This is a genomic window from Thermosporothrix sp. COM3, from assembly GCF_059696735.1.
Map to the genome: position 1 here is coordinate 758876 of NZ_AP019376.1, position 19806 is coordinate 778681.

The 19806-nt window shown below is 54.9% G+C and carries 13 protein-coding genes; all 13 read left to right on the forward strand.

Annotated elements, in window-relative coordinates:
* Positions 1-645: 645 nt before the first annotated feature.
* Positions 646-6015 (forward strand): type I polyketide synthase, encoded by a 5370-nt coding sequence (locus tag KTH_RS03280; protein ID WP_497616414.1) that lies wholly within the window; start codon positions 646-648, stop codon positions 6013-6015.
* A 519-nt stretch (positions 6016-6534) separates the two neighbouring features.
* Positions 6535-7938: a DMT family transporter gene (locus tag KTH_RS03285; RefSeq protein WP_497616416.1), complete on the forward strand. Its 1404-nt coding sequence runs from the start codon at positions 6535-6537 to the stop codon at positions 7936-7938.
* A gap of 83 nt (positions 7939-8021) precedes the next feature.
* Entirely contained in the window at positions 8022-9896 is a 1875-nt protein-coding gene (locus KTH_RS03290; RefSeq protein ID WP_497616418.1) for a hypothetical protein, read from the forward strand.
* A 73-nt stretch (positions 9897-9969) separates the two neighbouring features.
* On the forward strand, positions 9970-11355 hold the full coding sequence (locus tag KTH_RS03295) for a PP2C family protein-serine/threonine phosphatase (RefSeq protein WP_497616419.1): 1386 nt from the start codon (positions 9970-9972) through the stop codon (positions 11353-11355).
* A 105-nt stretch (positions 11356-11460) separates the two neighbouring features.
* The gene (locus KTH_RS03300; RefSeq protein ID WP_497616421.1) at positions 11461-11862 is read left to right on the forward strand and encodes a hypothetical protein; all 402 of its coding nucleotides are present in this window, start codon (positions 11461-11463) and stop codon (positions 11860-11862) included.
* A 244-nt stretch (positions 11863-12106) separates the two neighbouring features.
* Entirely contained in the window at positions 12107-13858 is a 1752-nt protein-coding gene (locus KTH_RS03305; RefSeq protein ID WP_497616423.1) for a peptide ABC transporter substrate-binding protein, read from the forward strand.
* Between the two features lie 230 nt (positions 13859-14088).
* Positions 14089-15468: an ATP-binding protein gene (locus KTH_RS03310; RefSeq protein ID WP_497616425.1), complete on the forward strand. Its 1380-nt coding sequence runs from the start codon at positions 14089-14091 to the stop codon at positions 15466-15468.
* A gap of 122 nt (positions 15469-15590) precedes the next feature.
* A complete protein-coding gene (locus tag KTH_RS03315) occupies positions 15591-16541 on the forward strand; it encodes a glycerophosphodiester phosphodiesterase family protein (RefSeq protein WP_497616427.1) in 951 nt (316 codons plus the stop codon).
* A 225-nt stretch (positions 16542-16766) separates the two neighbouring features.
* Complete coding sequence (locus KTH_RS03320; RefSeq protein ID WP_497616429.1) at positions 16767-17402, forward strand: trimeric intracellular cation channel family protein; 636 nt, start codon at positions 16767-16769, stop codon at positions 17400-17402.
* 118 nt (positions 17403-17520) lie between these two features.
* Positions 17521-17910: a hypothetical protein gene (locus KTH_RS03325; RefSeq protein ID WP_111323934.1), complete on the forward strand. Its 390-nt coding sequence runs from the start codon at positions 17521-17523 to the stop codon at positions 17908-17910.
* A 179-nt stretch (positions 17911-18089) separates the two neighbouring features.
* Positions 18090-18539 (forward strand): preQ(1) synthase, encoded by a 450-nt coding sequence (gene queF / locus KTH_RS03330; protein WP_497616431.1) that lies wholly within the window; start codon positions 18090-18092, stop codon positions 18537-18539.
* A gap of 48 nt (positions 18540-18587) precedes the next feature.
* Complete coding sequence (gene queC / locus KTH_RS03335; protein ID WP_211326231.1) at positions 18588-19334, forward strand: 7-cyano-7-deazaguanine synthase QueC; 747 nt, start codon at positions 18588-18590, stop codon at positions 19332-19334.
* Between the two features lie 15 nt (positions 19335-19349).
* Complete coding sequence (locus tag KTH_RS03340) at positions 19350-19805, forward strand: 6-pyruvoyl trahydropterin synthase family protein (RefSeq protein ID WP_497616433.1); 456 nt, start codon at positions 19350-19352, stop codon at positions 19803-19805.
* The last annotated feature ends 1 nt before the right edge of the window (position 19806 follow it).

The window sequence follows — 19806 nt, forward strand, 5'->3', positions numbered from 1 at the left end:
GCAGCAGAGAGGTGCTGAAATGGGTATCCCTTCGCAGATACTTTGTAGTGTCGTGTATGTTCAGCATGAGCACGAACGAACAAACAATCTGTGACAGGAAGATGTATCATTGAAGTCTGTTACGCGAAAAGATCGAGTCGGAAGCGAGAAAAAGGGTGCTTTGCGGCTTGACATTCCAGAAAATTGCATTTCCATTTATATAACATTATGCAATTCATCTGTCGCATGTCTGCTCCCTGTTACATGAGAAGCCCTAACTTTAAATAAGACTATGTAAATAACGGTAGTTACGTATTAAAATTATATAAAAAAATGCAAAAGAATAGGAATATTTGCATTAGCCCATTGCCTCTTGTTCACAAAGTGATTAAAATGTTAAATAGCTGTTGTGCAATGACCGCTTTTCAGTTTATCGTAATGTTTGTTCCTTTTGTTTGACTGTCTGTTTCTGTTGTAAGTGGAGGAAAGGAGGGGGTACAGGTGTAAGAAACAGATTTTCCTTTTTTGAGTGTAAAACTACATGTTACACACGAGAAGGGTAAGCTTCGTAGGGATGTTGTGTATTGTATATTCTACATGTCCGATCAGGACCCTTACAGCCCTTGACCGGTGAGATAGTCCATTTTCTCAAAGGATGGAATGCACATGGAACAGATTGCGATTATCGGTATGGCTTGTCGCTTCCCTGGTTCCCCTGATGTACGCTCTTTCTGGCGCTTGCTTCGTCGTGGAGGCTCCGCCATTTCAGAGGTTCCTGCCGATCGGTATAATGTTGATGCGGTGTACGATCCCAGGCCGGCCACACCGGGGAAGATGGTCACAAAGTGGGGTGGTTTCCTCGATCAGGTGGATCAATTTGACGCCGCCTTTTTTGGCATTGCTCCTCGTGAGGCGTCACGCATGGACCCGCAGCACCGTCTGATGATGGAACTGGCCTGGGAAGCTGTGGAAGATGCCGGGCTCTCTCTGGAGGCTCTGGCAAAGGAGCGAGCGGGGGTCTTTGTTGGATCGGCGACAGGAGATTACTGGGATCTTCAGGTGAGCAGACCTGGCGATCTGGATGTGTACGGTGCCACCGGGAGCGCCCGTAGTGGAGTGGCCGGGCGTATCTCTTACGCGCTTGGCTTACGAGGGATCAGCGTTGCTCTTGATACTGCATGTTCATCTTCATTGGTTGCGCTCCATCTGGCCTGCCAGTGTATGCAGGCAGGTTCCTGTAGTCTCGCGCTGGTTGGCGGTGTCTCACTCCTGATTAATCCTGATTATACTATCAGCTTTTCTCAGGGCAATATGATGGCCCCTGATGGCAAATGCAAGACGTTTGATGCCCGCGCAAATGGCTATGTCCGCAGCGAGGGCGCGGGCGTGCTGGTTTTGAAGCCACTGTCCCGGGCGCTGGCTGATGGGGATCCTATTCATGCGATAATCCGAGGGACAGCAGCGAATAATGACGGAAACACCGGTCTCTTTTTGACCCCGAGCATTGAAGGGCAGATGGATGTGTTACAGCAGGCATACGCTGCCGCTGGCGTACGTCCTGCCGATGTCCACTATGTGGAGGCGCATGGCACGGGGACAAGCGTTGGCGATCCTGTTGAAGTGACGGCAATCGGGCGCGTGCTGGGAGAAGGACGCCCGGCAGATCGACCGCTCTATATTGGCGCCGTCAAGACAAATATCGGCCATATTGAAAGCGCTGCCGGTATGGCTGGCGTTATCAAGACCGCTTTGTGTTTGAAATATGGCGAGATCCCCGCGAATCTGAATTTTGAGCAGCCTAACCCCGCGATCCCCTGGGATACGCTCCCGGTTCGTTTGCCGCTTGAACTGACACCCTGGCCCGAACATGAAGGACCGCGTCTGGCCGGTGTTAGTGGCTTTGGCATTGCCGGAACCAATGCACATATTGTGCTTGAAGAACCCCCGAAAAGAGTCTATCCGCACTATGACAAGGAGCAGCCATACCTGCTGACCATTTCCGCTCAATCGGAGCCCGCATTGCATGAGATGGCTCGCCGCTACTACACGTTCCTGCAAGAGGATGAAGGGCGTTCTCTGGCCTTCCACGACATCTGTTATACGGCCAGTGCCCGGCGCACACATCAGGAGCATCGCCTTGCTGTGATCGCACAGTCACATCAGGAGGCACAGGGCAAGCTCGAGGCCTTCTTACAGGGTGAAACGGTGCTTGATTGCCATGCCGGACGCGTGATCGCTGGACGTGCGCAGAAGATGGTCTGGGTCTTCCCCGGGCAGGGCTCACAGTGGGTTGGCATGGGTCAGGAGCTGTTTGAGCATGAACCTGTGTTTCGCGAAGTGATTGAGCGCTGCGACCACGTGATGAGCCGGTTTGTTGATTGGTCGCTGATCGAACAATTTCAAAGCGGTGAGGGCATCGCTGCTGAGCGTATCGACATTATTCAGCCTATGCTCTTCGCTCTTCAGATCGGGCTTGCGGCTCTCTGGCGTGCGCGTGGTCTGGAGCCCGCGGCAGTAGTTGGCCACTCTATGGGCGAGGTTGCCGCTGCCTATGTTGCAGGCATTTTGAGTCTGGAAGATGCCGCGCATATCATTTGTGGGCGGAGCAAGTTGTTATTGCGTACCAGCGGGAGAGGGGCGATGGCCTCTGTTGAGCTTTCAATGGAAGACGCTCGTGCCCTGATAAGCGATTATGCTGATCGGGTCTCCATTGCCGTGAGCAACAGCCCGAACTCAACCGTGCTCTCTGGCGATCCTGCCGCATTGCGTGAGATTATTGCGCTGGTGGAACGGCAGAATATCTTTGCTCGCTTTGTGAAGGTTAATGTCGCCTCGCATAGCCCGCAGATGGACCCCTTGCGCGACGACCTGCTGAGGCTGCTTCAGGATATTCAACCCCGTACGGGAACTGTGCCGCTCTATTCGACGGTGAAAGGCGAGCCGCTCTCGGGCGAGGAGTGCAATGCACTCTACTGGGTGCAGAACCTGCGCGAACCGGTGCTTTATTCGACGATGATTCAGCGCCTTGCACGGGAGGGCTTCGATACCTTTCTTGAGCTGAGCCCGCATCCTGTGCTGGTCGCTCCCACGCGGCTCTGTCTTCAGTTTGCCGGAAAGAGCGGGTTGGTGCTCGGCACGTTGCGCCGCGAAGAGCCTGAACGCGCTGCGCTGTTGAACACGCTGGGCTCACTCTACACATATGGCTATCGGCCTGATTGGCTGGCCCTGTACCCGCAGCGTGGGCGCACGGTTGCTCTGCCGCTCTATGCGTGGCAGCGTGAGCGCTTCTGGAATGAGAACCTCGGCGATCCAACCGAGCGCTATTTCCTGCAGCCTGGTGGTGGTCGACGCGCTTCACAGGATGGTGGACATCCTTTGATCGGCAAACCGGTCCAACTGGCACTTCAGCCTGATACCTATGTCTGGGCCTTCACGCTGGATACCGCGAGTGTGCCCTACCTTGCGGAGCATCTGGCCTATGGCACGCCTCTATTGCCTGCTTCTGCTTATATCGAAATGGCGCTGGCGGCCAGTGAACAGATTTTTGGCGCTGCTGGCTCGCATCTGGTGGGTCTCGATCTTGTGAACGCTGTTTTCTTCTCAGATGAGAAGCCGCAAACGCTTCAGATCACGCTTCAGCCAACTCAGGAAGAGCGCCACTTCTTGCTGCAATTCTTGCGGCAGGATGAGGAGTCGAAGCAGTGGGTCACGCTCGGCACTGTACAGGTGGTGCAGGAGGCTATTGAGTCGCCTGGAGGCAGGTGTTGGCCATCTCCGATGGAAGCGTCGACAACCTGGGAAGAGACTATTACGGCTGATGATCACTATCGGGGAGCCCGTCGCCGGAATATTACACATGGCACCAGTTTTCAGGGGGTCGCGCAGATCTGGCGGCAGGAGCGCGAGACGATGGTGCAACTGGTCGCTCCTGAGTCGGTGCGCCATGAACTGAGTGCCTATGGGCTGCATCCTGCCTTGCTCGATGCCTGTTTGCAGGCTGTGATTCCGTTTGTGCCCGAAGAACCGGAAGATGAACCCTATCTCCCGGTCTGCTTTGAAGATATTCGTTTCTATCGCCATCCCGATGTGCATGAACCGCTCTGGGTGCACGCCGTTATCAGGGACGCGACCGAGAAGGGACGCTATTCACTTCTCTGCGATCTGCATATGCTTAACGAGCAGGGTGAGCTCCTGTTTGAGGTTGTGGGCTATGGCCTGCAACGTATGGAGCATACCGCGCCCGAGGTGATCGCGGAGCGCCGTCGACGCTTGCAATATGCGCTGAATTGGGAGGCCTTGCCGCCGCTGTCATGGGACGGTGAGGTTCGGCGGCAGCGCTGGCTGATCTTTGCCGATGCAAACGGCACCGGACAAACGGTTGAACGCTGGTTGCAGGCCGCAGGAGCCTCTGCTGTGTTAGTGATGCCGGGGCAGCAATATCGAAAGATTCAAACAAACATCTATGAAGCCAACCCTGAGGAGCCGGAAACGCTTCGTGCCGTGCTTAAGGACGCCTTCGCACAGCAGAGCTGTCAGGGAATCCTGTACCTGTGGGGGCTGAATGGCGCTCAGGTGGAGATGCCCACATTAAGCGGCATGCAGCAGGAAATAACCATGAGCTGTATGGGGTTGATTTCGCTTGTGCAGGCGTTGCAGGGCTTCCAGAGCGCGGAGTCACCACGGCTCTGGGTTGTCACGGCAGGAACTCAGGTTGTTGAGCGGGAAGATCGGGCCTGCGCTCTTTCTCAGGCGCCGCTCTGGGGTCTGGTGCGCGTGCTTGTCTATGAGCATCCTGACGTTCATTGTTCGTTGATAGATCTGGATGCATTGTTGACTGCTGATAACGTCGCTGCTCTGTTCCGTGAGCTGAGTGCGGATGGCGAAGAAGACGAGCTGGCCTTGCGGGGCGTGAACCGCTATGCGCCGCGCCTGGTCCGCTATCAGCCCGAGAATCTTCAGGAAGAGATGCGGTTCCGTGCGGATGGCTCCTACCTGATTACCGGCGGTCTTGGTGGCGTTGGCCTGCGCCTGGCTCGCTGGATGATTGAGCGGGGGGCGCGACATCTGGTGCTGGTCAGCAGGCGTGGCGTCTCTCCTGAAGTGGAACCAGCCCTTGCCGAGATGAGCGAGATGGGGGCCAGCGTGCATGTGGCTCGCGTTGATGTGGCACAGGAGCAGCAGGTTGTCGATCTGCTGGCCGACATTCGCCGCCAGATGCCGCCGCTGCGTGGCGTGATCCATTGTGCTGTGGTTTTGAATGATAGCACGCTGGTGCAGCTTGACCGGGAGCGCTTCCTGTCTGTGATGGCCGCGAAAGTTGATGGAGCATGGAATTTGCACAAGCACACGCGCTATGAGCCGCTGGACTTCTTTGTGCTGTTCTCGTCTGGCGCTTCGCTGATTGGCTCTCCTGGACAGGGAAATTATGCTGCTGCAAATGCGTTCATTGATGCCCTTGCGCACTATCGGCGTGTGCGCGGCTATCCTGCCCTGACCATCAACTGGGGGCGTTGGGCCGAGGTCGGCCAGGCAACCCTGTTCAATCGTGGCTCGCGGCTCGATCGCGTTGGTGTTGCAAGCATGCGGGCTGCTGATGGATTGGCCGTGTTCGGGCAGATGCTTCAGGATAGCGCAACGCAGGTCAGCGTGATGGCTCTGAATGTGCACAAGTGGTTGCGCTCGTACAGGCATCTGGAAAAGAGCTCGCTGTTTTGTCGTCTTCTCGAAGAAGAGGCTGAACCGCAGGAAGAGAACACCCGCAGTCGCTCCCGTCTGACCCGGGAACAGCTTCAGGCGCTTCCACCCGAGGAGCAGCGCCCGGCGGTTGAGGCGTATGTGTGTGAACAGATCGCTCAGGTGCTTGGTCTTTCGGCAACGCGTCTCGATGTCTATCAGCAGTTGAATCGGCTTGGCATTGACTCGCTGATGTCGGTCGAGCTGCGCAACAGGATTAATACTGACCTTCAGGTAACGGTTCCGGTCTCGGTGTTCCTGCAAGGTATTACCATCGATCAGCTTGTCACACAGCTCATCTAAGCCAGACCAATAGAGTTGTGTGATGGGTTCTTGAGTGAGTGTGGTTGGGGGTCAACGGCAGGCCTCCAACCATTTTTCAGACCTGTCGGGCGGTGGCATGTCCGTTTTTTGGCTTGCCAGAAAGAATAGAAGAGTGTCGCTTCCCTACGGAGGCTGGCATAGAACCCCTCTTGTTGCAATCTGATTGCACGGAGAGGTATATACTACCCACCCGCCCTGAGCACGAGGAGGATTGAACGCTTCAGTTCATCCTTCCATCAGGGCCCCCTTTTTCGCTTCGGCGCCACCGTCGGAACCCTCTTTGCCATACTTACACGTCCAAAAAAGCAACGACATCTACCCCAAATTGGAGCGCCTTCCGGGTGATTGAGCGTAAGCACACAGAGTCGATTTACGCAGAAAAAGGGCATTCTGCGCCTTTTCATCCGCTATACTTGCTGATAGACGGGCATACATGGAAAAAGAAAAAACTCGCGTTTCCGTCTATGCCACGAGCGGTACTCGGGAAGGAGTTCACGTATGAAAGCGCTGGCATTTGTTGCCTTTTTACTTAACACGTTCCTGTATGGATCGTACTATGCAGTATCGAAGGGCGCATTAGAACATATAGATCCTATCATCTTTACCTTTTTTGCTTTTGTCTCTCTTTTACCACTTTCAATCTGTGTACTCTTCTACTATCGAAAACAACTGAATCGCTCGGTCATCAAGAGCGGAGTGCTGATGGGAAGCTGTCTCGGTCTGGGTCTCTTTATGCTCTCGATCTCCTTGAAGCACAATAGCGCTACCAGTACGGCCTTCTTCCCTTCGCTGAATGGTTTTCTGGCGGCAGTCGGAACCTGGCTCTTTTTGCGGCAACCGATCTCTAAGGCAACATGGTTTGCCGGGCTGGTCTCCTTTGTTGGGGCCTGCCTGCTTATTTTTAATTCGCCGATGGGACCGGAGAACCTGCGTGGCTCGCTGATTGCCTTCATTGGTGGACTTTTCTGTACATTGTATGTCTTTGTTGCGGATTATGAACAGCGAGATAAGGAGGCTCCCTGGGCGCTTTTCGGGGTCCAGCTTCTTACGATGGCGTTGCTGGCTAACATGATGGCGCTGCTCTTCGGTGATTGGCAGTCGGTGCATCCGTCGTTGCCTGGAGATCTCTGGAGTATCCTGTATGTGGCTTTCGGAACGACCTGTGTGCCCACGCTGGTGACGGTCACGCTCCAGCGCTACATCTCGCCGCTAACGGTTGCCTTTATCTGTGTGCTTGAACCGGTACTGGGGGCGATCTTCTCGCATTTTTATCTTGGGGAAATGCTGCCACTTGATGGATATCTCGGGGGAGCGCTGATTGTGGCCGGGGCGATTATTCACACCTGGGGTACCGCGGAACGGCCTCAGACGCGTCGAGGCCTTCTCTATCTGCGTTTCTCTCATCTGGCTCAGCGCCTCTCAAGGGTGTCTGATAGCTCGAAGAGTGGCCTGTTGCTGCCCCTGCTTGCCTGTGGTATCGGACTGGTTGTCCTGGTGCGTCTGGGAGGTTTCCCGCCGCCCGCCTGGCTGCTGCTTGTGAAGATCTGGCCGACCTTGCCTCAGTACGCCCGGGAACATGGCCTCGCGTTGACGCTGCTGCTGATTCAGTCGATATGCTGGTTGTGTGCCTGGCTATCGCTGCCGGGTATGGTCTGGCTGCTGATCCAGCGCGTGCGGCGGCTGAGTGAGCCACCAGAGCCGCCGCGCCGTGCGTGGGATACTCGTACCTTGCGACAACTGGGGGGCGCGCCCCGCACGGGAACGGCCCGTACACGCACAACGCCGCTCTATGGACGCTCTCCTCGTCCCGTACAAAAAGGGCAGACGCCTGTCAATCTCAAGTCGCATAAGCAAGCAGAACATCATCGTGTCCTTGAGAACCCGGCCTATCATGAGACCTGAGCCGAAGACGTGCAGCGTCGTTGAGCTCGTATGTGAGCGAGACCGCCAGGTTTTGTGCAGCGGGAAAGAGAAATGAGGGAATCATGAAATACAGTGATAATGGAGATTTCTGCGTTCTCTATATAGAAGCGACCGACGAAAAAGCTGAGCTGCTACAGGTAATCAGTGAGCAACAGAAGCCGGTGGTGCTTGTTCCGGGCAATCAGGCAAAGGTGCCGCGCAGCCCCGACGACTTTTCATCCCTGCGGCATCTCAAGCGACAGTTGAACGTGCCACTGGTCTTTGTGATCCCACACAGTGGGCATCTGACGCAGCTTGCCAGCCGCTTTGGCTTTCCGGTGTATCTCTCAATGGATGCACTGGCGAATGCGCTGGCAGCCGGTCAGTTGACGCGGCAGAGGTTGATTAGTGGCCCTTTGCGCTCTACTGGCCCGCTTAACCAGTATCGTTCGCCGCGTCGGGAGCGTGATTCCGAGCCACTGAAGGCGGAGACGCTGGTACCTGCCGGTTTCCCCTCTACCGATGAGATAGAAGAAGTTGCCTTCGTCGAGCCTCCTTATGAGGAAGAGCCACCGCCGATGATCCAGAAAATACCTCCTCGTTCCGACCCACCATCGAAAAGCGCCGCACCTTCCCGGGCGCGACGGCCTATAGAGCCGCTAGATGAGCCCTTACCGCGTCGGCCTCAGCCGCGCATACCCCGGCAACCGCCAGCCGAGCAGACGCAACCGATGCCAACCATACGGCCCCCTTCTCGACCCCCCTCTGTGAGAGGAGGCAGCCAGCCCTTCCGCCTCTTCATGATCCTGTTTGTAATCGCGCTGACTATCGCGGGGCTTGGCTCGTTCCTGTTCTTTTATAATGGCTTCCCTGATACCTCGGCCCCTCCGGCTGCGCCACAGCGTGTCGGGCATATCTCGTTTATCAGCAGCCGCCAGTTAAGCGAGCGCAGTAATCAGGGCATCTCCGATCAGATCGTTGTTGAGCTCAGCAATATGCCCGCGCCTGCTCCCGGTAAGCGCTATTACGCATGGCTGCTCGGGGATAAAAACAATGGTGATAACCGTACTGTGCGGCTCGGCGTGCTGGATATCAAGGATGGCAAGACGCGCTTTTTCTACAAGGGCGATCAGAATCATACAAACCTGCTTGCATTCACCAGCCGCTTTCTGATCACCGAAGAAGATGCTACTGTCGCTCCTGTGGCTCCTTCGCCGAGCTTTGATACCTGGCGCTACTACGGCGAGTTTTCGCAGGTGCCGATCAAGTTGCCCGAAGAGGGGAAAGAATATAGCTATCTTGACCATCTGCGTCACCTGCTGGCGAGTGATCCCACGCTGGATAAGCTGGAACTCCCCGGCGGGCTGAACGTCTGGTTTTACCGCAATGTCAGCAAAATCATGGAATGGTCAACCAGCATGCGCGATTCCTGGGAGGCGCGGCAAGACCCCGACTTTATCCGCAGGCAGACAGCACGGATCCTGCAATACCTTGATGGCTCGCTCTTCGTGAAGCGGGATCTGCCATCAAACGCGCCGCTGCTGGTCGATGAGCGGCTTTCCCATATCGGCCTGCTGGAAGTGGCTGGCCCGACGCAAGATCCGCCGTGCTTCTTCACCCATATGATGACGCATCTGAATGGGCTCCTCCAGTCTCCTGGCGCGGCCTCGACGCTGCGCAAGGATGCGACCGCGATGGTGGCGGCGCTGAATAATATCAATGGCTGGTTGCAGCAGGTGCGCACCGATGCCAAAACGTTAATAAACATGAAGGATGGGCAAATGAAGCAGGGTAACACCACCCTTTCGTTGATCAACAACATGATCGCGAACGCAACCAATGCCTACAGCGGCCAGCAGGACCCGGCCTCGGGCGAGATGAAGCAGGGTGTTACGTGGCTCTACAACAACATGCAATCGTTGGCAACAATGGACATTGCCCCATATAAAGCACAGTAGCGAAGCAACAGGAGAGCAGTGGCCCGATCTGCTCTCCTGGCTGTTTTATGCAGGGAATTGCAGGAGGTAGCGTATGGAAACGCTGAAAACGTCTTTTGAAAACTATCGCGGCGTGCGGATCGCGCTTTGTCTGGCGCTCCTCCTGGCTGGAGGATTACTGTACTGGATACCGGGAGGCTTTCCGCCCTGGATGTGGCGCTCGCTCTTTTCAATGCTTCCTCATTTGTCGGCGCTCTGGGAGCAGCGTGGCCCTTCGCTTCTCTATCCTCTGAGCGGGCTTGTGTTGCTGTCGCTCTCGGTGGCGTTGTTCTGGTTCCTCTTCGTGTTAGCCGTCGGGTGGGTTGTGCGTTTCTGGTGGCAGCTCCGGGATGAGCGACGGCGCTTTGCTCTGGAGCTGCAAGAGGCCGAGCAGATGGCCCGCACAATGGCGGCCCGTGAGCGTGCGAAAGAGGCTCCTGTGCATGTTGCGCAGCCCACCAGACCGTTGCAACATGCCACTGTTGGCGCGTCAAGACCCTCGTTTGGCGCGGCGACGGCCACAGCGGTACAGGAATCCGCTCCGCTGCTGACCGATATCGAGGCGAAAAACTCCGATGAGCTGCTTGATCTGACGCTCCAGCATCCGCAACCGATCGCAAGGCCGAAGACGACCGCGATTCTACCGACCGAGCATATTCGATATGTGGTCGGAATGGGCCTGGATCCCGGCCTGAAGCGGAAGAACGCGCCCAATGAGGATAACATCTTTGCGATGCAGGGTGTGCGTCCCGGCGGGGATGATTCGATTCCGGTAGGGCTGTTTGTGGTGGCTGATGGCATGGGTGGGCATGTGCAGGGACAGGAAGCAAGCAGGCTCGCTATCCAGACGATCAGCGACGTGGTGACGCCCTCCCTGCTGCACAACGCGGGCGAGAACGAGTCCTTCGGCGATATCATAAAAGACGCGGTGCATCGGGCCAACCTTGCCATTTATCGGCGCAATCGCCAGCAAGCGGATATGATGGGGACGACGGTCACAACAGCGCTGCTTGTCGGCACAATGTGCTACATTGTCAATGTGGGCGACAGTCGCACCTATCTCTACCGAGCGGGCAAGGGACTGAAACAGATCACACGCGATCATTCGATTGTCGCTCGCCTGGCGGAAAATGGCGTGATCGCTCCCGAAGCGATCTACACTCACCCGAAGCGGAACCAGATCTATCGCTGTCTGGGCGATACGGCCACTGCTGAGATGGATTTCTTCCGTGTGCCGTTGCAGGTTGGCGATATACTGCTGTTGTGCTCGGATGGCCTGTGGGAGATGGTGCGCGATGATGAGATTGAACGTATTCTGGCGGCCACTCCAACGGAGGCGGCGCATATCAGTGCGCGGCTGGTGCAGGCGGCGTTGAAAAATGGCGGCGCTGATAATATCGGGTTGCTGGTTGTGTGTGTGCTCCCGGCGGAGGATCAATAGCAGAGCATCTTTTTCGGGGGTGACAGCGTGAAAGACGTATAGATATCTGTCACTCTTTGCTGGAGAGGTGCGCTGCTTTGAAGCGTTGAAAGTGGAGGACCTGCTATGAAGCATATGCACTACCGCCGCCCACGCCTGGTTCTTTTTCTGCCAGCAGCTATTATTCTGCTTGCCTGTATCATTTTGCTTGTCATTAGCGTACTGCATAATATTCACCCGGAGCTGGTTATCCCGGTCATCTTTCTGGTGCTCAGCCTGGTGAACCTGCATGGAGCCTATTTTCGTTATCATGAAGAGGTCATGCGCGGCGAGATCCCACAATGGCGAGAGTGTCCCCAGATCATGGCCTGTTTTGGCTTCTTCTGTATCGCGGTTGCTTTCTTTCTGGCGCTTGAATCTCACCGTCTGCCGGGCCTGTTGCTCGCGATTATTGCTTGTATTGCCGGTATTGCTCTTCTGTGTTACGCGACCTATCTCGGTGTGCAACGCCTGAAGCAAAAAGAGTAGTACGCCTGCTTCTCTCCTTCTTCTTTTCAATATTACCTCAACCATTGCTTCCCGTGCTTGAGCGCTGTTCCCTGTCTTTTGAATGAAATTTTTCTCTCCCCCTCATTGTGAGAAATCTCCATGAATTGACGTAATTAAGGATAACGAATGGAGAAGGGTGCTGCACATCTAGCAATGGTGCCTGCGTGTTTTTTATCTTTCTGGCCCCTCTACCTATTGTCATTGAAAGAAAGATTGGTGACGCATGAGAAGACGAACGTACACCCTGCTATCTTTTGCTCTCTGTGTGCTTGCGCTGCTTGTCGCGGCATGCGGGGGTAATCCGACAACCCCTAACAACCAGACGTCAGGTGATAAGGCTCCGGATAACAAACAGATCTATATCTATCCGGAGTCGGGCGTTGAGGACATCGCGACGCTAGATCCCGCTCTTGTCAATGATACAGCCTCTGCTGATTCGGTCGGGCAGCTCTTTGCTTCGCTGATTACATTGAATGATGATCTCAAGATTGTAGGTGATCTGGCCCAGGATTGGAGCGTTGGCCAGGACGGCGTAACCTGGACCTTCAAGCTGCGTGACGGTCTGAAGTATAACAATGGGAAGCCCATTACCGCCGCCGACATTGCCTACTCGATGGATCGGTACCTGCAACCCGCAACGAAAGCGCCCCAGGCCTCAAGTCTGGATATGATTAAGGGCTACGATGATCTGATGAAAGGAAAGATCAAGTCAATCATCGGCGTCGGTATCATGGCCCCGGATCCCAGGACGGTCGTGATCGTGACCTCGCAGGATGTTTCCGCCTACTTCCTTTCCAACATTGCTGGCCACGGTGGTACGGTGCCCTTAGAGAAAGATCTTGTCGAGAAATATGGAAACCGCTGGACCGAGCATCTTGATGAGGGGAACGTCTCCGGTCCCTGGCTGCTCCACAAGTATAATCGCAAGGTCGACATTCAGTTTGTCCCCAATCCTAACTACTACGGGCCGAAGCCACAGCTCAAGAAGCTGGTCATCGCCTTCTATAAGGATCGCGGTGTTGATTACCGCGCCTATCAGAGTGGACAGCTTCATACGGCGACGGTGCCCGCCCCCAATATCGCGAAAGCCCGCGAGCAGAAGAACGAGTTCCGGCAGGTGCTGAACCAGGTCATCAGCTACTACTCGATGAACTATCTGGTGAAGCCGTTCGATAATATCAAGATCCGGCAGGCGTTTGCTCTTGCAATCAACAAGGATGCGCTTGTACATAACGTCTATCGTGATAACGGTATTCCTACCTTCCACCTGGTGCCACAGCGCAACCCGGGCTATAACCCGGATTTGACCGGGCCCGCGGGCGTGACTTCGACGAAGGGCGATCCGCAGAAGGCCAAACAGTTGCTTGAGGAAGGGATGAAAGAGGCTGGCTATACACGCGACACCTTCCCGCAGATCTCTATGACAGTCTCCAAAATCTCTAAGGATATCGATAACGAGATTGCCGCAGTCCAGCAGATGTGGAAGGATGTGCTTGGCATCGAGGTCAAGCTGAACGTGGTGGACTTCAACAAGCTGGTTGCCGACCTGCCAAGCATGATTAACAACTCGAAGGGACCGCAGATGTGGCGTCTGGCATGGAGCGCCGGCACACCGGACCCGCGTTACTGGACTACTTTCCTCTGGGCAAAAGGCTCAACCAGCAACTACGAGAACTACGGTCAGAACTCTTCAACGACTGCGAAAGAGCAGCAAGCCAATCAGGAGGCAATGGCAAAGGCCGACGTGAATCGCAACAGCGAGGAGCGCCTGAAGCAGTACCATCAAATTGAGCAGCAGCTTGTCAATGATGTGGTCTGGATTCCAATCTACCAGCCATATAGTGCGGTGCTGTTCAAGCCGTGCGTGAAGGGCATGCCGAAGGAAGCAACCGGATTGGTGCCCTATAGCCACGATTGGAGCCAGGTCTACATTTCAAATAGCGGCTCCTGCCCGAATGTCTCCAAGTACCAGTAATGGATAGCATACCCTGCTGTGGGAGAGGGTACCCCGTTTTCGGGGCCCTCTCCTTCTTTATTATGCAGAGAGAACTCGAAGAGGAGCTGAGAACAGACGAGAACGGTGCTGACGGTACTTTGGTGTTGCCTCGGGCTGGCAATCTGGCGGATAGAGATCTATTGGTGATACACTTTCTTGTATCGATCTGTTGTATCGAACGTATCGCTAGAAAAGAGAAAATCCGCCTTATGTATGACGACTATTCTGTTTCGTCTTTTCAGGAGACACATGAGCTGTTTCGTGAAGCAATCTATGCGACGTCCGGACTGGCATTGCTTCAAGACACCCTGAATGATGAAACGGCTCAGGCGGTGCTTTCGCTGTTCACCGCCTTAGGAACACAGGGCACCGAGGCAACCGAGATAGCCCGGGCGTATGGCGAGGCTTTCCGCATGCTGGCACGCGCGGTCAGCAATGAGGCAGTGCCGACCTTCTCTGACGCATGGCAGGCGTATTTGATCGCTCGTTTGCTTGATGATGAAAACCCGTGGAGCAGGCAAGTAGAGCGTCATGGCGCTGCCGGGGTCTCTCCTGTCTTGCGTGAGCAGGCTCGCCGGGATCTCCGCGCCCTGCAAATGCTCTTTCGGATCGATGCTGACACTTTGTTGCACGCTGTCTTGCGCAGAATGCGGGTCTCACTTCCTGTCCTTTCGGATGCCTGGCTTCCCTGGCGCGATCTGGCACCGTTGGGACGCAATGGCGCCCATTCTCCCCGTCACGAGCTGGCACTGATCATCGCGGAAACGAAAGACTGGGGCGAGCTGGTTGAGCCGCTGGAACGCTACTGGTCGCTGCATGGAACCGGACCGCTGGCCCGATATCGTGTGCTGCGCTGGCAGGGCGTGGAAGAGGGACTTCAGGGAATTGCTCATCCCGACCCGATCCAGCTTGCCAATCTCGTGGGGTATGATCAGCAACAGGCCCGGCTCAAGGCCAATACCGAGCGTTTCCTTGCTGGCTTGCCCGCCCATGACACGCTGCTGTATGGCGCTCCGGGAACAGGGAAATCCTCGACGGTGAAGGCACTGGTCAATCACTATGCCGATCGCGGGCTACGGCTGGTAGAGGTGCGCCGCGAGCAGCTTGGCGATCTGCACCGCGTGGTCAGGCAACTGCGTGAGAGAGCTCCGCGCTATATCCTCTTCGTTGATGACCTCTCGTTTGAAGAGCATGAGACCGAGTACAAGGTGCTCAAGATGTTGCTTGAAGGCACGGCTGAGGCGCGTCCGGCGAATATTTTGATCTATGCCACGACTAACCGCATGAACCTGATTCGTGAGAACTTTCAGGAGCGCGGCAAGCCCGGCATTGATACCAATTGGCGCGACACGATGGATGAAAAGCAGTCACTGGTTCACCGCTTTGGCCTGCGTGTGACCTTTACTCCTCCTGCTCAGGCCCACTATCTTGAGATCGTTCGTAGCCTTGCTGAGCAGCGTGGCCTTGAGCTACCGGAAGAAGAGCTGTATGAGCGAGCGCTTCGTTGGGAGCGTCAGCATAATGGGCGTTCCGGTCGCGTGGCTCGTCAGTTTGTAGATGATCTGGAAGGCGAACTGAAAGACTGCTAAGCACTGTCGGGTGCCTGATATCTTGTTTTGCTCTCGCCAAACCGATGACAAAGGGCGTGCAAAGGCGCTATACTTGGGAGCATGAGACAAAGCTGCCTCAACAAGATTATCAGGGGGTGAACATGGCTCAAGACGAGTCACGCCAGACAGCGACACAACGGAAACGTGTTGTATGGCCTCATATTTTCTTTGTTCTCTTCGCTCTTTATCTCTGTGCTTATTTACTCTATGACGCCCTTTTGATCCCTCATCGCGCTCCTATTTTGACCGGAGCGAGAAAGCCGCTCAATATTGCGCATCAAGGGGGTGAACTGCTTGCTCCGAGCAATACAATGGCGGCGTTTGATCTGGCTGCTTCTCTCAATGTCGATGTACTTGAGACCGATATCCATATGACAAAAGATGGGCAGCTTGTCTTGATGCATGATGCAACGGTGGATCGTACGACGAACGGTACCGGACGCGTCGATTCTTTTACGCTGGCTGAATTGAAAAAGCTGGATGCCGGCTACAAGTTCGTTGATTTGCAGGGAAACCATAGCTATCGCGGCAAGGGGGTCACGGTCCCGACGCTTGAGGAGCTCTTTGCGAAATATGGCGCTCGCTTCTACTACAATGTCGAGATGAAAGATGCCTACCCGAAGAATGGCCCGTCACAGATTGAGGCCAAACTGTGGGCGCTGATTCAGAAGTATCATCTTGAACAACACGTGGTGGTCGCCTCGTTCCATCAGAACCTGCTTGACAACTTCGTGAAGCTGTCGGGAGGCAAGACGCCGTTAAGCGCCGGAGAAGATGAAGTCACGCGTTTTGTGATCGCGAATAAGGTTATGCTTCCTTTCTTCTACAGACCCCAGGCCAACGTGTTACAGATTCCGACCGATGAGAAGGGCATCAATCTGATCGACCCGCTCCTGATCGAGCGCGCGCATACTCTCGGGCTTCAGGTGCATTACTGGACGGTTGATGATCCGGCAACGATGCGCAGGGTAATCGAGCTCGGCGCTGATGGCGTGATTACCAACCGCCCGGACCTCTTGAAAGAGGTGCTCGAACAGATGCATCTTCGGTAGCAAACTCCTTTTCCTGTACCTCTTGCGTTAACGGGAGGAGCGTTCAGGCGCTCCTCTTCTTCTTTTTGAGGTGTGAGAGGGGGATCCAGTGGCGCGGTTTTTCTCATAGACATCCCCGTTGAAAAAAGAGCTGCGACAACACTATAATAACAGCGGTAGCCTGTTTGCTACCGGCTCTTTTTTTTGCCAATTTTCTGCATACAACCAAGTAAAAGGATTTATCAGATGTTCTCTCTTCACTGGCTCGACCTTTTTGGGACTATCGTGTTTGCGATCAGTGGCGCTTTAACGGCAGGGCGCAAGCGGCTTGATCTCTTCGGCGTGCTGATGATCGCGGCAGTAACGGCGGTGGGTGGGGGCACGGTGCGGGATGTGTTGCTGAGTCGATATCCCATTTTCTGGTTTATGGATAACACCTATCTCTGGTTAAGCGTTGCGGCGGGAATTGCAACCATGCTTTACACGCGATTCTTTCGGCCTCCACGTACCTCGCTGGTGATTGCTGACGCGCTCGGGCTTTCGACACTGACTGTCATTAATGCATCCATTGCAACCTCATATGGTCTCTCACCTGTGATCCTGGTGATTATGACTGCGTTTTCCTCGGTGGCCGGCGGCCTGATCCGCGATATTCTCTGTGCTGAAATTCCCATGATTTTGCAGCGCGATATCTATATCACGGCTGTCTGTGCGGGAGCAATCGTCTATCTGGTACTGCGGCATCTGGGGCTGCATGAGATCCTATATAACACGATCACGATGATAACGGTAATGGGGCTGCGGGTCGCGGCTATTTACTGGGATTGGCATTTGCCGCGCTATTATGTTGAGGAGCCACAGATTCGGCGTCCACGAGGCTGATAGAGGAATAGCAGAAGACATGCAGGCAGGCAGTATAGAGGATCGATGTTGTATGATGGAGGGAAGCACGAAAGAGTGATTGAGCACCGCCCAACCAGTGGCAGAAAGGCCCGCAAAGATGCAAACGTCTCGTCCAGACAAGTTAACACTGCTGATCTCACTTGTCTCCTTTTTTGCTATCATTCTCACCTTCTGTTCGCTCAGTCTCTCTCTGCTGACACTGGATATGGCGATTGCCTTGATCTGGGGTTTTCAAACAATTCAATATGCAAATGCAGCCGTCACCGCGCATCAGCAAGCCGTGCAGCAGCAGAAAAAGTTCCTCTGGTACAGGCAGCCGCCCGTGATTAACACGCTTGCGTCGCTGCTACTGATGGCCGTCTTCCTCTATCGTGCCTATAACGGCAATCAGCCGAGTTCAGCGATCGCCCTGATTCTCGGCCTGATTCTTGGCGTTTCGCTGTTTGCCTACTCGTTCCGGCTCTATCTCTCGCAGGAGCGAAAGTGAAAAACGGCTGCTGCGTTTAACCGCATCGCTGCTTTTTTGGACGTCCGTCTGAAATAGCCATGTCCTATCTCTGAAATGGCCTTTACGCATGCCACGTCCTCAAGTAAAATAGACCTCTGAACAATGGCTGAAGATGGTATTGTTTAGATAAAGGATGAGAATCAAAAAAGGAGATAGCTATGTCAGAGGAGCAAGAGAAGCAGCGTGTGCCGGGACGATACGGCATAGATGAGATCAAGGCCAACAAGCTTGAGCCGTGGCCGAACCCGCATCCCGAGAGCGATTATGTCGTGCACTTCGAGATCCCGGAGTTCACCTGTCTCTGTCCCCGTTCTGGTTTCCCTGATTTCGCGACCTTTGTTATCGATTATGTGCCTGATGCCTCTGTTGTTGAATTGAAGAGTTTGAAGTTGTATATCAATGGATATCGCGACCGCCAGATCAGCCATGAAAGCTCGGTGAACACGGTGCTCAATGATCTCGTTGCACTGCTCTCGCCGCGCTGGATGCGAGTCGTGGGCGATTTTACCGTGCGTGGCAATATCAAAACCATCGTATTTGCTGAGCATGCGAAGGAAGGGTATACCGGTCCTCGTCCCGAATATCGGCGCTACATGCAGCAGGTGTAACTGTGGTATATATCTGTGAAGCGGTATTTTGAAGAAGTGGAGAAGTTCATGTCTGATGCTATGAAAAATACGCGTCGAGCAGTGCTGATTGTCAGTGGCGGCATGGATAGCTGTGTGCTTTCCTATTATTACGCGGCTGCTGGCTTCAACCTGCATCTTCTGTCGTTCGATTATGGACAACGGCATCTGAAAGAGCTGGATTACGCGAAGCGCTATATTGAGCACCTGCGCCAGCGCTACAGCAGCGGCCCGCAGGCGCTTGAGATCCTGCACGAGACGATTGAGCTTCCGATTGCTCGCCTCTCGCCAAACTCGACCTCTGCGCTGCTCAATGCTGATGTGGAGATGCCACACGGCCATTACAGCGACGACAACATGAAGATCACCGTCGTTCCCTATCGTAACCCGAACATGTTGCTTCAGGCGGCTACAGTGGCGTGGAACGAGGGAGCCAGCGTGATCGCCTACGCGGCACATGCGGGGGATCATTCACAGTATCCTGATTGTCGCCCGGCCTTTGTTGAGGCCTTTAACACCATGCTTGCTCGCTCAATGGATGATAACACGGTGACGGTTGAGGTGCCATTTATGCGCTTTACGAAAGCCCAGATTGCGCGTCTGGGGGCAAGCCTGGGTGTGCCCTTTGAGCAGACATGGAGCTGCTACGAGGGTGGAGAGCAGCACTGTGGTCTCTGTGGCACCTGCGTTGAGCGTCGCGAAGCCTTCCTGCTGGCAGGCGTGCCTGATCCAACCGTGTACGAGCGTGAGCCGGACCCATCGGTTTACGAAAGATAATCCTAGAGGAGCATTATGCCAAGATACGCGATAGTGACACGAGAATTTACATTTGAGGCGATGCATCATTTACCCGGCCATAAGGGAAAGTGCCGCCGTCCTCACGGTCACTCGTATCGCCTGGAAATCTCATTGCGTGGCCCTATTCAGGAGGCGCCTGGCCAGTCCTATGATGGCATGGTCATGGATTTTGACGACCTGAAGTCGATTGTCAATCGGACGATTATAGAGGAATTGGGGGACTCGGTGCCGCGTGGTCCGGCTGCACAGCCCGTTGAGCGTGGCGGGATGGATCACAACGACCTGAACGCGCTGACCGGGATTCGCACCACCGCGGAAAATCTGGTTCACTGGATCTGGGATGCTCTGGTTGCAGGCGGCGTCTCCGAAGATCTGCTGTACCGTGTGCGGCTCTGGGAGACCGCAAAAGGCTATGCCGAGATCACCAGGGCTGAGCGAGGATTGGAGTGAG